Annotated in this window: 16 protein-coding genes and 2 pseudogenes; 16 read left to right on the forward strand and 2 right to left on the reverse strand. The window is 43.5% G+C overall.

Annotation, left to right across the window (positions count from 1 at the left end; genetic code table 11):
- The first annotated feature begins 38 nt into the window (after nt 1-38).
- Nucleotides 39-500 carry an HPP family protein gene (locus JCM16456_RS22015; protein WP_068718517.1) on the forward strand — a complete coding sequence of 154 codons (462 nt, stop codon included), beginning with the start codon at nt 39-41 and terminating at the stop codon, nt 498-500.
- A gap of 243 nt (nt 501-743) precedes the next feature.
- Here JCM16456_RS22015 and JCM16456_RS22020 read toward each other — a convergent pair whose 3' ends face one another.
- Nucleotides 744-1,382: an alanyl-tRNA editing protein gene (locus tag JCM16456_RS22020; RefSeq protein WP_068718519.1), complete on the reverse strand. Its 639-nt coding sequence runs from the start codon at nt 1,380-1,382 to the stop codon at nt 744-746.
- A 497-nt stretch (nt 1,383-1,879) separates the two neighbouring features.
- Between JCM16456_RS22020 and JCM16456_RS22025 the strand changes: the two genes are divergently transcribed.
- From JCM16456_RS22025 to JCM16456_RS22040, 4 genes are all read left to right on the forward strand, one after another.
- Complete coding sequence (locus JCM16456_RS22025) at nt 1,880-2,314, forward strand: Panacea domain-containing protein (RefSeq protein ID WP_068718521.1); 435 nt, start codon at nt 1,880-1,882, stop codon at nt 2,312-2,314.
- A 7-nt stretch (nt 2,315-2,321) separates the two neighbouring features.
- Nucleotides 2,322-2,741 carry a hypothetical protein gene (locus JCM16456_RS22030; protein WP_068718523.1) on the forward strand — a complete coding sequence of 140 codons (420 nt, stop codon included), beginning with the start codon at nt 2,322-2,324 and terminating at the stop codon, nt 2,739-2,741.
- A gap of 88 nt (nt 2,742-2,829) precedes the next feature.
- Nucleotides 2,830-3,336, forward strand: a complete 507-nt coding sequence (locus tag JCM16456_RS22035) for a P-loop NTPase family protein (RefSeq protein ID WP_068718525.1) — start codon at nt 2,830-2,832, stop codon at nt 3,334-3,336.
- Nucleotides 3,337-3,492: 156 nt separating this feature from the next.
- On the forward strand, nt 3,493-3,912 hold the full coding sequence (locus tag JCM16456_RS22040; protein WP_068718527.1) for a GNAT family N-acetyltransferase: 420 nt from the start codon (nt 3,493-3,495) through the stop codon (nt 3,910-3,912).
- An 88-nt stretch (nt 3,913-4,000) separates the two neighbouring features.
- Here the strand turns inward: JCM16456_RS22040 and JCM16456_RS22045 are convergent, their stop codons facing one another.
- Nucleotides 4,001-4,273 (reverse strand): type II toxin-antitoxin system TacA family antitoxin, encoded by a 273-nt coding sequence (locus JCM16456_RS22045; protein WP_068718529.1) that lies wholly within the window; start codon nt 4,271-4,273, stop codon nt 4,001-4,003.
- Between the two features lie 114 nt (nt 4,274-4,387).
- Between JCM16456_RS22045 and JCM16456_RS24095 the strand changes: the two are divergent.
- The 11 genes and pseudogenes from JCM16456_RS24095 to JCM16456_RS23470 all read left to right on the forward strand — a co-directional run.
- A pseudogene (locus JCM16456_RS24095) lies at nt 4,388-4,588 on the forward strand (DUF6434 domain-containing protein); the annotation flags it as partial.
- On the forward strand, nt 4,580-5,104 hold the full coding sequence (locus tag JCM16456_RS22050; RefSeq protein ID WP_068719126.1) for a GrpB family protein: 525 nt from the start codon (nt 4,580-4,582) through the stop codon (nt 5,102-5,104). The pseudogene JCM16456_RS24095 and the gene JCM16456_RS22050, both read left to right, overlap by 9 nt.
- A 23-nt stretch (nt 5,105-5,127) precedes the next feature.
- Nucleotides 5,128-5,356 (forward strand): annotated as a pseudogene (locus JCM16456_RS24530) (GNAT family N-acetyltransferase); the annotation flags it as partial.
- A gap of 200 nt (nt 5,357-5,556) precedes the next feature.
- Entirely contained in the window at nt 5,557-7,698 is a 2,142-nt protein-coding gene (locus JCM16456_RS22055; RefSeq protein ID WP_068718532.1) for a TonB-dependent siderophore receptor, read from the forward strand.
- Nucleotides 7,699-7,707: 9 nt separating this feature from the next.
- On the forward strand, nt 7,708-8,493 hold the full coding sequence (locus JCM16456_RS22060) for an ABC transporter ATP-binding protein (protein WP_068718534.1): 786 nt from the start codon (nt 7,708-7,710) through the stop codon (nt 8,491-8,493).
- On the forward strand, nt 8,490-9,473 hold the full coding sequence (locus JCM16456_RS22065; protein WP_068718536.1) for a FecCD family ABC transporter permease: 984 nt from the start codon (nt 8,490-8,492) through the stop codon (nt 9,471-9,473). The genes JCM16456_RS22060 and JCM16456_RS22065 overlap by 4 nt, the downstream gene beginning before the upstream one ends.
- On the forward strand, nt 9,467-10,525 hold the full coding sequence (locus JCM16456_RS22070; RefSeq protein WP_068718538.1) for a FecCD family ABC transporter permease: 1,059 nt from the start codon (nt 9,467-9,469) through the stop codon (nt 10,523-10,525). Before JCM16456_RS22065 ends, JCM16456_RS22070 begins: the two co-directional genes overlap by 7 nt.
- Nucleotides 10,522-11,466: an ABC transporter substrate-binding protein gene (locus JCM16456_RS22075; RefSeq protein WP_068718540.1), complete on the forward strand. Its 945-nt coding sequence runs from the start codon at nt 10,522-10,524 to the stop codon at nt 11,464-11,466. The genes JCM16456_RS22070 and JCM16456_RS22075 overlap by 4 nt, the downstream gene beginning before the upstream one ends.
- A 119-nt stretch (nt 11,467-11,585) precedes the next feature.
- On the forward strand, nt 11,586-12,020 hold the full coding sequence (locus tag JCM16456_RS22080) for a lysozyme inhibitor LprI family protein (RefSeq protein ID WP_068718542.1): 435 nt from the start codon (nt 11,586-11,588) through the stop codon (nt 12,018-12,020).
- Between the two features lie 73 nt (nt 12,021-12,093).
- Complete coding sequence (locus JCM16456_RS22085; RefSeq protein ID WP_068718544.1) at nt 12,094-12,513, forward strand: NUDIX domain-containing protein; 420 nt, start codon at nt 12,094-12,096, stop codon at nt 12,511-12,513.
- Between the two features lie 62 nt (nt 12,514-12,575).
- Nucleotides 12,576-13,001: a GFA family protein gene (locus JCM16456_RS23470; RefSeq protein WP_456243177.1), complete on the forward strand. Its 426-nt coding sequence runs from the start codon at nt 12,576-12,578 to the stop codon at nt 12,999-13,001.
- The last annotated feature ends 35 nt before the right edge of the window (nt 13,002-13,036 follow it).

Raw genomic sequence — 13,036 nt, forward strand, 5'->3', positions numbered from 1 at the left:
AAGGTAGACAAATCGGTCTACCTTATTGGAGGCATATTTTGAGTCATATAAAATTTTCTCTGCTCGCTGGAGTAGGAGCAGCCATAGCCATCGGATTGTTGAGCTTTTCGAGTGAAGAACTGCTGAATATCAGTCTATTAATGGCACCGTTTGGAGCGACCACCGTATTAGTATTTGGTGTACCTAGTAGCCCTCTTGCTCAACCAAAGAACGTTATCTGCGGCCACTTTCTCACCGCATTGATTGGCGTCTGCTTCACTGTATTTGTTGGGGTGACACCGTTGACACTAGCGATTGCCACCGGCCTGGCGGTGAGTGCAATGCTGCTAACGAAAACGACACATCCACCAGCAGGCGCCAATCCACTGCTGATTATGCTGACAGGTCAAAGTTGGAGCTTTCTGATCACCCCAGTGCTAATTGGCGCGATATTGATTGTATTGGTTGGTAAGGCAAATCAAATGGTGCACAAAAAATGGCTGACGAAAGCTTTAGCCTAAGCATTTTGCGCTCAAAGAGACAAGTAAGTTAACACGCAAGACAACCCCCACATTTAACATGGGGTTAGTTTATTGAAATGGAGATTTATAACCTGTTCCTAACTATAAGTCATTTAGGAAAATGCTGGACGCAGACTCGCATAAACCCTTCCGTGGGGCTCCACTTTGCCATCCATGGCAAAAAGGGTCTGCTTACCAGCATCCACCTAATGAGCAGATTGGCACATAACTAGGAACAGATATTTAGTCTGCGATGAAAATCTCCACGCGCTCTTTCCCTTTACCTAGGTTTTTGCGCTTGAGAGTGATGCGGCCAAGTTCTGAGGTTCGTTTTAAATGGGTTCCACCACAAGGCACTTTGGCAAAGTTCTCCACCTGCCAATAGCGACGTTGGGCGGCTTCATCCGAAAAGGCGCTGGTGATAGGCAAGTCTGCATCAATTATCTGCTGCGCTTTAACCTCAATATCAGGGAGTAAAGGCGAGATACTCTCCGGCCAAATAAAGTCGATGCGGCTTTTGTCTGCAGAAATATGCGCGCCGATTTTTTCAATCGAAAAATTCTGAGTAAATAACTCCAGCACCACTTCGGCAGCAAAATGCAGTTTCATTAACGCATAACGACGAGGCCAATCAATGCGCGTTTCAATCGTACTACCAACAGCAAACGAAGGCGCTTGTTCAAGGGTATAAACAATATCGAGCCCTTGCTTTTCAGCTTTTAAAACATCGATACCACCCATTGTCCCATGATCACTTTCCTGCCCACCCGATTCTGCATAAAAAATCGTATGCGATAAGGTGATTTGATTATCCGCAACGAAGGTTACGGTTGAAACGAGCTCTGTTTGATAAGGGTCGTTCCAGAATTCCTTTTCTGTCACTGTCATTCCTTAGGTTGCACTCAATACGCTATGCAACACATTGGTTTAAAGAAACACCATCATCAACGTTTTTTTACAATTTATCTACTTTTTCTGTTTTGTTTACAGCAACAACTCCCGCTTAACCATCTCAAATCACCGACTTTATCGTTACCCTGACGGACGCAAGCCTAAGCTTTACGACAACAGTATGATGTCGGTTCTTGACCTCACTTCTTCGATATAAGATTATGAACTCAGTTTTATTTACGATAATACAGATATGCTCTAGCTTTGGTTGGTGTAGAGAGAATTAAGACCAAGATTTCAATCTGTTACAAACTTAGTGTCTGTATCATCTATTATTTTTAGAAAGACAATGTCTGCTGAAAAGGCGCTGTTAGTTGCTAGAAGATAGATTTGTGACACGTAAATAAATTTTATTTTTCTGTAAGCTATACTTGTTGTAATCACAAACACCTGTATAATCGTACAGCTATTTGGAAGAGGGCTAACGTATGGCAGATGTAATAGATGTCGCTAAGTATTTTATTCGCTTAGCCGATGAAGCTGAAGAAGGGATCTCAAATCTTAAGCTTCAGAAACTTGTTTATTATGCTCAGGGTTTTTATTTAGCTATCAATGAAGAACCTCTTTTCCATGAGGACATACAAGCTTGGGCTCATGGACCAGTAGTCCCTGAACTTTATCATGAGTATAAATCTTTTGGGAAAGAAGCGATCGCTCCAGATGTTAAGTTCAATCCACACACAAGATTAACAAAAGCAGAAATGGAGCACATTGAAGAAATATTTGACGTTTTTGGGCAATTTAGTGCTTGGAAACTTAGAAATATGACCCATGAAGAATCTCCATGGATTGAAAATGAAAAATCTGGTGGAACAATATCTAAACAAGAGTTGAAGTCTTATTTCGATACTAGGGTTGAATAGTGTTTCGATGGCAAAGAAAAGTATTAAGAAACCAAAAGTTAATTCAAAATCAAAGATTTCAGCTCAAGAAGTAACAGTTAATTACGACGAAAGACCACCAATTTTTTCATTAGAAAGACTACAATCTGGTGACTTTTGTCTTCAAAGCCTAGACCAAGAAGGCAAAGCTTTTTTCGCTGAAGCGATCTTTAGGCGTAAAGATAAAACGTGGAAAGAGATCAAGCAAATGCCTAAGCATGGTTTAGGCTTTGAAAAAATAGATAGGTCAGCAATAACAGCACCCATCCCGCCATTTATTACTCCTGATGTTGATCATTTCCTCGCTTTTCGTTTCTATGGAAAGAGACCTATGGTTGGTTATCGTCAAAACAATGTTTTTTACGTTCTTTGGTTCGATGGTAATTTCGAACTGTACGATCACGGCTAGAAGCAACTAACAATAGCAACCAACAGACAAATTAATCGCTTAGGCTCCTAGTTTGCTGCTGTTGCGAGCGTTAGCATGCAGGAGCAACATGAATAAAATTCTCATCATTGGAAATTCTGGATCAGGTAAGAGTTGGTTATCAGAACAGTTGTCCCGAAAGCTTGAGTTAGAAAAAATCAATTTAGACTCGATTGTATGGGAACCAGGAGGCTACAACCGAAAGCGTTCTGCTGGAGCTATCGAAAGTGAAATGGTTAGAATACAGTCTCGACATAGTTGGGTGGTCGAGGGAGTCTTTGGTGCTTTAGCCGAACAGCTTATTCATTCCGCTGATACGCTGTTATTTTTGGATTTAGACTGGTCTGTGTGTGAGCGTTCTCTTCGTGCTAGAGGCTCCGAGAGTTCAAAACAACTTGATGCAGAACAGGCAGAGAAAAACTTTAACGAGCTATTGCAGTGGGCTTCAGAGTACTCAGAACGAGAATCCAAAAGCTCATGGCAGTTTCATCAGCAGTTGTTTAACAATTTTGACGGTAAGAAAAAATGTTTTACGACACGCTCGCAAGTCAACGCATTTGTTGCGAAAACAAAATGATAACAAATTGTTCAAGTCGACTTCAACTGCTAGCCCGTGACATTTTCAATTCGAAAAAATTTAGTGATTACGGCGCTTTGCGGTGAGCTGGGTATTACGTTAGCAGCAGCTTAGCAAAGCGTTAGCAGTTTTAGGTCAAATTAAACAAGGATATACATGGAATATAAGCTAGATATCGAACCGTCAGATAGCGATATCAATGAAGTTCGTTGTGGTTTAATCAAACATAACACACCATTCTTGGAAGGCATTTCGCACTCTCAAGTTGGCTATTATGCGCTGAAGGAAGAGAAGAAAGTTGGTGGTATTATTGCTGACCTCTGGGGTAATTGGTTGCTTATCAAATTCCTTTGGGTTGATGATTCCGTAAGGGGTAAACAAGTGGGTAGTAAATTGCTCAAGTTGTTAGAGGATCATGCCGTATCTGAAGGTTGTAAGTCCGCCCTTGTTGATACTCTTAGCTTTCAAGCCAAACCTTTCTACGAAAAACAAGGCTACAAGTGTCAAATGGTTCTGAACAACTATCCTATGGACTCGTCGCTGTCATTTTTGACAAAAAAACTCGTGGAAGAATAAACAGCGAAAAAGAGAGAAATCAACAGAAAAATTAATCGTTTAGGCTCTATTTTTCTGCTGCTTTAGTTTCTGAAACAGCATCAGCTATTCAATAGGAAATTTTTGCCTTGCGTGCAGCCATCCTATTTTTCGCAGATTCATGCTCAACGAACACAGCTCGCTCAGAATCAAGTTTATCAAAAGCCAGATTAACTTGTTCAGTTAGCCAAGCATCATGGGATAATACTTTACGTTGCTGTTCAGCGAGTTGTTCGGTGAGTTCGCGGCAAGCATCACTAAGAGTTCGACCTTGGCTTTCAGCCATTTGTTGGGCTAAGCGTTTTGTTTCTTCATCAACACGAAATTGAATTCTAGTGTCCATGAGTAACTCCTGACTTTAATGTGTGTACAAATGTTAGCTCTGTGTAGTGGCATAGTGAAGCGCAATCGTTGTATAAATTGAACTGCACGTTGTACAAAATGGAGAACTGAGACTTTGGCAAAGGTTGATTGGCATAAAAACGATATCGTTGACGGTACAGTCATTACGGATAGTTACAAGACAACTCAAAACGTTCGTCGCTATTTTAAATCCAAATTTGGCGAGGCATTTAAATTCGACCGAGATTTCATGCAATGGATGAAAAGTTCAGCGGGTTTAACAATGGGTGACGCTTGCCAAGAGTGGATGAGGCGCCAAAGAATTATTGAAGTCATTGACTATCAGGCTCAGTGGCTAGTCGATTTCGCCAAAGAAAAAGAGCTGCTCAGTTCTGTTTTAACATCAGCTAATCTTCATGCAATACATCATATAGGCAGCACATCAGTTAAAGGATTATGTGCTAAAGCAATTATCGATATTCTTTTAGAAGTGAACAGTCTTGAGGCTTTAGACTCTGAATCTGAAAAGATGGCTTCACTGGGGTATTTGGTGAAGGGTGAATGTGGAATAAAAGGCCGTCGTTATTTCCAAAAAGGAGGAATACAGCGAACCCATCAGGTTCACGCATTCCTAGCTGACTCGCCAGAAGCTAAAAGACATCTCGCGTTTCGTGATTATCTCAGGGCATTCCCAGATGTAGCGTGTAAATATGGAGAAATAAAAAGACGTGGTGCAGCCATTTGTAACAATGATGTAGATGTTTACATCGATTACAAAAATAGCTTTATAAAAGAATGTGAAGCAAAGGCTCTACAGTGGAAATTAACCTAATTCAATTGAGTTGACGTGATGGCTTATCGGGGAAAGCTAAGGGAATCAACTTACGTAAATCTTATATGCCATGTGGCCATTTCTGGCTAATAAAAACAGACAAAACCATTCTGTGTTATCCGTGTTCGTCATAATATTTAAAATGAGCTCCTCTCTTTAGAAGCTGGCCACATTGGTTACGATATTGTCCTATCACATCTTGGCAAATTAATGCTCAAACTGGTTCTTCCCAAGACCAAACAACTAGGGGTCAACTGTCAGTAACAGTCACTAACGCTATTGGGCTAAGTTGATAACCCAGAAGGAACGTTTGCAAGTCAGCTGTGGCACTGCTTGAAAAACCGATTACACAACCACTTACAATTCAGTCATTTTGTTGAATTGACATTACTTTACACCACTATAGATAATGAGATTAATTCTCATAACCATTAGCAATAGCTAACATATCTATGCCAAATACCACAGCAACGTCTCATCCTTTTTTTCGCAAAAGCCGTTTAAAGCAAGCTATCTGCGCCACCCTTGGCGTCTCATTTTCAACCGTAGCACCAATAGGCTTTGCTGAAGAATCATCCTCTTCTGTCGAAACTATTGTGGTAACAGGTAGTGAATATGCCGATAAGCCACTATCAGACTACCTTATTAAACGCTCTTCCAGTGGCACTAAAACAGATACCGCTTTAGTCGATTTGCCACAAGCAGTACAGATTATTCCTAAATCCGTACTCGAAGATCAAAAAGCTAATAGTATTACTGACGCTGTAAAAAACGCATCAGGAGTGCAACAAACTGGCACTTCAGCGAATCGAGCTGAAACGTTTGCGGTACGAGGATTTTCAGCTCCGGCTTATGCCATAAATGGGGTTATGCTTAATCCCGCAGGCGATCGCCCAGAAGCATTTACCGACATGGTCGATGTTGAGAGTGTCCAAGTTATCAAGGGCCCTGCATCAGCCCTCTATGGCCGCAGCCAACCCGGTGGACTTATCAATATCGTGACGTTACGTCCCACCCAAGAACTTTCCGGTAATATGGCACTAAAAGGGGGAAGCTTTGGTTTTCAACGTGCGGAAGGAACCATTAGTAACAGCCTCAATGATGATGGTTCACTACGCGGACGCTTTTCTGGTGCAGTTCAAACCGAAGAGGGATTTAGAGATCATCGCAGCCGAAGTAACCGCCAATATGGCAGTATTGCTCTCGATTGGGATGTCAATTTAGATACCCAAGTACAGTTTGACTTTAACCAAACCCATCAAGACATGCCTTATGACCGTGGTTTAGTGGTCTCCGCAGATAATCATATCCATCTACCGAGAGAGCGATATCTCGGTGAAGATTGGTCCTCAATTGATGCACGTAAAACCAGCACGTCACTGGGTATTATTCACCATGCTACCGATCAGTTGACCTTACGAACCTATCTTCGTTACGACAATGCTTATGTGCACGATACCGGCATAGATAACCGATCATTGCAAAGTGATGGACGAACGCTCTCTCGTCGCTATTCCAATCGAGTGGAAGATTCTGAGAACTTCGATGCCCAAATTGAAGCTCAATGGGATTTCACCACTCAAGGTATCGACCATGTCCTACTTACCGGATTGGAATATGGCTACGCCCGGATGAATTTCACCAGCTATCGCGCAAACATTGCCTCGATTGATATTTTTGATCCTGTGTACGGGGCTGAGAAGACGGAGACAACCCTTAACTCAGACTTCTTAGATAAAATTCGCATGACGTCCGTTTTTCTCCAAGACCAAATTACGCTGTCTGAACAGTGGAAGTTATTGGCTGGGCTACGCTATGACTACGTCAAACAAAATCAATATTCTGATGTAGACGACCCTAGCCCTTCGATGTCTGATGGTGAATTAACCAAACGTGCTGGTGTGGTGTACCAGCCCAATCCAACAACAGCATTCTATGTGAGTTACGCCGAAAGCTTTTCGCCACAATCTGGACAGACCCGAGACAATCAGGCGCTAGACCCAGAGAAAGGCCGTCAAGTTGAAACAGGGGTGAAATTTGATGCCATTCCAGATGCGCTCACCGTTACAACATCACTATTTGAGATCACCAAAACCAATGTTTCCGCCTCAGACCCTGTCGATGATGACTACTCCGTCACGACCGGAGAACAACGAGTACGCGGGATTGAAATGGACTTCATTGGTACCATTTTGCCGGGGTGGCAAGTCATTGGTAACACCGCATGGCTTGATGCAGAAATAACCAAAGATAACGATTATGAAGTGGGCAACAAATTGGCCGCGATACCAGAATGGAGTGGCAGTTTGTGGACAACCTATCAAGTACAAAGCGGTCGTCTCGCTGGACTCAAGTTCGGCTCAGGTGTTCAAGCTGTCAGCGCTCGAGAAGGCGATCTTGATAACAGTTACTCAGTCAGCGGTTATTACACTTGGGATGCCATGATCAGTTGGAAATTCAACAAAAACACCACGTTCTCACTTAATGGCCGCAACTTAACTGATCAGGATTATATACAAACTCCGGTATCACGTTCTGAAAATCATCCTGGCTCACCACGCAGTATCCTTGCCACCGTAAATATCGGTTTTTAAGGAAACAGGATGAAACAGCACACCACACTGAGCCTAGATTCGATTCACTTTGATTATGACAAAACGCCTGTATTAAAAGGCGTTTCCTTCTCAGTCAAACAAGGGGAATTTACAGCCATTATTGGCCCAAATGGATGTGGCAAAAGTACCGCGCTAAAGCTTTTGGCTGGATTGATTCCAGCCAAAAGCGGCTGTGTTTATCTCAACGATCAGCCATTAAACACCATGAATCGACGCCAAATTGCCCAACAACTCGCTTTACTTACCCAAAGCGGTGACGTTCCAGCCACGCTTTCCGTCATGGATCTTGTTGGCATGGGGCGATTTAGCTGGGAATCGTGGCTCAGGCGAAAAACGCCAGAAGATCAAAAATGGGTTGAACGCGCAATGCGCTTAATGGAAGTGGATGAGTTGGCAGCTCGTCAGGTTAGCTCACTTTCTGGTGGACAATTACAACGAGTCCGAATGGCGATGACGCTAGCGCAAAATGCGCCAGTGTTACTGCTTGATGAACCGACCAACCATCTCGATTTAAAGCACCAACATGCCTTACTCAATATCGCTCGGCAGCAAGCACAGCAAGGCAGAACAGTGGTCGCCGTACTGCATGATTTAGCGCAGGCGAGCATCTATGCGGATCAATTGGTATTGCTGCATGAAGGTCAAGTTGAAGAGATTGGCTCGCCTCAAGAGGTCATCACGCCAGCCGCAATAGAAAAAGTCTATGGCATTACCACCGATACAGTGCAAGTTGGACGTGCTGTCATTCCTATCCCACAAGAGGCCTTGCTATGAGGCTGCTTATCGGCGTGTCTTTGCTTTTGGCGCTCAGTTTGTTGCATTTGATGTCTGGCGCGCGCCCTATCCCCCCTTGGGATATCTGGCATGCATTCACTGAGTATGATGGGAAAAACTACGCTCATGTCATTGTTATTTACCAACGATTGACCCGCTTAGTGGTCGCCATCAGTCTTGGAGCAATGTTGGGGCTAGCTGGGTACATTTTACAAAAACTGTTTCGTAATGATTTGGTCTCCCCTTCCACTTTGGGGATCAATAGTGGCGCTTCTGCGTTTACGATTATGGCGGTCTATTTTTTAGGTAATGGCGTTATTTCGCTATTTTGGCCCGCCCTCATTGGCGCTATTGCAGCGCTATTTCTGACTTTTTACGCAGCCAACTTACTGGGCTCAGGGCAAAAGGATCCGCTGAATTTGGCGCTTGGCGGTATGATCAGCAGCTCGCTATTTGCAGGTATTGCCACGTTCATCCTCTCTCTTGATCCAGACAAATTTGGTCAAATCATCAGTTGGTTGGTCGGTGACATTGGCATATTCGACTACCAAACGTTGGCCTATTTCTGGCCAGTAGCTTTGGTCTGTGTGTTGATACTGTTTTTGCTCTCTCGCTCCATTGATATTTTGACTCTAGGGCATGACCAAGCGGCGGCCATGGGGCTGAGCCCACAAAAGGTTCAAGCGATGGCGTTAGCCTGTTCGGTGATTTTGTCCGTCGTCGCTGTCACTGTCTCTGGCCCAATTGGCTTTATCGGCCTAGTTGTTCCGCATATCGTTCGTCTGCTCGTTAAAGATTACGGTCGCCAAGCGCTTGTGTGGGTAATGTTACTCGGCAGTTGTCTGCTCACTAGTGCGGATATTATTGCTCGCACCATTTTTGCCCCGCAGTTGCTTAACGTTGGAACCGTGATGGCCTTATTTGGCGGCTTGAGCTTTCTGCTGATCATTTTAGTCGTACTAAGGAGGCGTCAATGCTAACCAAACAATTTACGCTCCGTTTGGGAAATGCTGTCCACCTACCGTTCTCGCACCGTTTTTTGAAAGTCTCCTTGTGCCTTATCATTACTATCTTCGGCAGTGCATTACTGGCTCTATTGCAGGGCACTGCAGATATCTCACTGAATCAGTTAGCAGCCGCATTCTTCAATTCCACCAGCCCACTAAACTCGCACAACATCGATATAGATAAGTTGCTGGAACTGCGCATTCCCAGAATCGTCATCGCACTTTTGGGCGGTGCCATGCTGGCGGCATCGGGTTATCTTTTACAAATGTCGTCTAACAACCCACTGGCCGATGCCGGATTACTGGGCATTTCTCAAGGTACGAGTGCGGTGATTTTATTTAGCGGCGTCGTGATGGCGGTGCCGCCGTTATTGCTGCCCTTCTTGGGATTAGCTGGCGGGCTTATCGTCGGATTTACCGTGCTGAGTCTCGCTCTCTATGTTCGAGCGCCTAACGGATTGATACTGATTGGCCTAGCGATGAGCATTACCCTCGGTGCCACCATTGAGTTAGTGATGGTCAGCGGTAACATTACCCAATACGCCCGTTATATCGCATGGTCTCACGGCTCACTTGCGAGTGTTTCACACGCTGATATGGCGCGCCTTATGGCATGGGCACTTGGTTTGCTAACGCCGCTCCTGCTCTGTTCGCGACAAATCGCTCCGTTACAACTGGGAGATAATCAAGCAGCGGCACTGGGCGTAAATCCTCTGCGCATCAAAATGGGGCTAATACTGTTAGCAATCGCGTTAGTCGCGCCAGTCATCTCAATTACAGGGCCAATCTCGTTTATCGGTCTGGTTGCTGCCCATGTTGCGCGAAGACTCGTTAAAAGTGGCCCCGGAGAAACGCTGATAGTAACCATGCTAAGCGGCGCTTTAGCACTTTTACTCGCAGACTTAATTGGTCGAACTCTCTTCTTACCCCTCGTTATTCCCGCAGGTTTACTGCTGTCGGTTATTGGTGTCGTTGGGTTTCTTATCATCGCTCGTATGACGAAACGTCAAAGAAGATCATCATGAAATTGTATTTAATTGTGCTCTCGATATTCGCGAGCGGTGTTGTCACTCCAACATGGGCTAAACAGGTCGTTGATCATACCCAGCATACCGTCACGATTCCCGACCACCCCAAACGCATTGTTTCTCTGCATGATTGGACCATCACCGTTATGGCTTACGAACTAGGAGCACCCGTCATCGCTAGTACGGGACGAGTCGCTAATGACGGTTCGTTTTTTATGCGTGGTGCAGATGATTTGTTCGGACTCAATTTTAACCAGATACAACTTGCTTCGGTGCATGGTCAGCTCGATCTTGAACGTATCATGCTGCTTAAACCTGACCTTATCATTGCCAGCAGTGGCGACTATCTTGCCTATCAAGACGCCCTATCATCGATTGCACCAACATTGATGTTTAATCCCGAGCAAGGTAAACCAATTTTGGCACTCTATGAAGAGTTATCACACTGGTTGAGAGAGCACGAGCGATTTTTAGAACTGAAACAACAGTATGAGAAAAAAGTAAAAAGAGTTAGGGGGAAATTGGCGAAGCGCTATACAATCCCTCCGACCTATATCGCGATAGCCACCAACCGCCGTAATGGCACTATCGACGTTCTTAAAGATTTTGGCATTCTCACCACGGTGATGGATGACCTTGGTTTTCAACGTATGCCCATCACTAAGCAACTCCCACAAGGCAATAACCGCATGATGATCAGTGCCGAAATGGTGGAGTCGATCAATGCCGATTACATCCTAACTTCATACCTTGCCGACCAAAATGAAACCCAACGTAAAGTGCTTGATGATTTACCCCATATTGCGCCAGGCGCGTTAGGATTTCTAAAAGCCATTGAACAGCATCATTTATTCAGCTATCCAAGAGGACAAGTTTATTCCCCAAGTTTTCTTGGTTTAAACAAACTCCTCGATGATATTGCTATGCAAGTTCAGTGAGATACAAAGGCATAGAGCGATATCTTTAGATTTATAACAACTGTCTGTATCAATTCTTGACCTGCTTTGCTTGATAACAGACTATGAGCCTAGTTGAATTTATGTAGACTATACCATTGATGAGTGTAGATAAAATGAAGAGCAGGCAAACGATCAAACATTTATACCAAATGCTTTGTGTAATTCTATTTTTTACTGTTTCACAAAGTGTAAGTGCTAATAGCTTACCCGATTGCACCAATCCAACAGGCGGATACGCAACAGGTTATTGCTCTGAACAAGAATTTAAGGTTGCAGATAAGCAGCTTAATATTACCTATCGCCAATTAACTAATAAGTTGGATAAAGATCAAAAAGAAATCTTAGTTGTCGCCCAACGAGCTTGGCTAAAAGTAAGAGACAATGACTGTGAATTTGAACAATATTACAACAGAGGTACAACTGGGTGGGTTAATGGTCTCTTCGAATGTAAAACCAGAAAAACGAATGAGCGTACAACCCTACTTAAGTCCTTTGCTAAGGATGTGGCCATTGAAGAGAATTATGAAAGGTAAAATGGGAATTGTTGGTCAATTCGATTAAACAACACAATACCATTGACTAGAGCGCAATACCCTCGGAGAGGAAATGCAAAAACAGAGAGTCAGTGCTCTATTAGTAAATAGTGACAATGCTGAAATTCTGCTCATCAAACGCTTCAAAGATGGTCGGACTTACTGGGTTTTCCCTGGAGGAGGCGTCGAACCAAATGAAACACTTCAGCAAGCAATAATTCGAGAAGTCTTTGAAGAAACGATGTTGAAAATAGATAATCCAGAAGCCATTTTCTCAGTTGTAAATCGTGGACGAAAGGAACACTTTTTTCTGGTTAAAGTACTGTATTTTGGACCAAAGTTATCGCCAGAAAGCCCGGAGTTTAAGGCGCAGCATAGTCATAATCTATATGAACATACTTGGGTTAAGCTTAGTGATTTAAGTCAGATAAACCTTGTGCCTGTCGACGCAAAAATAATCGTCAGTTCAATGGTATCTGAAGCACAGCTATAGCAAATTTTATTGGGCGCTCACAACGGAATGAGCCCCTATCTTGATTTAAGGAAAAACCAAATTTGAAAGGAAATTGTTTGTGTGGAGAGGTTTCGTTTGAGTTATCGGGCGACTTACCACCTATCTACCAATGCCATTGTTCATTGTGTCGCAAGGTATCTGGTTCTTCATCAAATTCAGCATTGATAATTAAAGCGTCCAATTTTAAATGGTGCTCAGGTGAGCATCAAATTAAGTCATTCTCTACCAGTTCAGGGTTTAAATCTGATTTTTGTTGCCAATGTGGCAGTCCAGTACCCAATATTAGCGCAACGGGTGAGTCATATTGGGTACCTGCCGGTTTATTATCGGAGCCGGTGGATACAAAGATTTCCGCTCATGTCTATGTCAGTTCGCACGCAAGTTGGGACATAGGTTTTATAAACGACGGCATCCCGAAATTTGATAAGATGCCAACTGAAAAAGATTGGCTAGAAATATCCAAATAGTGCGCGTCCAATAACATCTCACCATGAACCTATTA

Source organism: Vibrio tritonius (assembly GCF_001547935.1).
Classification (GTDB): domain Bacteria; phylum Pseudomonadota; class Gammaproteobacteria; order Enterobacterales; family Vibrionaceae; genus Vibrio; species Vibrio tritonius.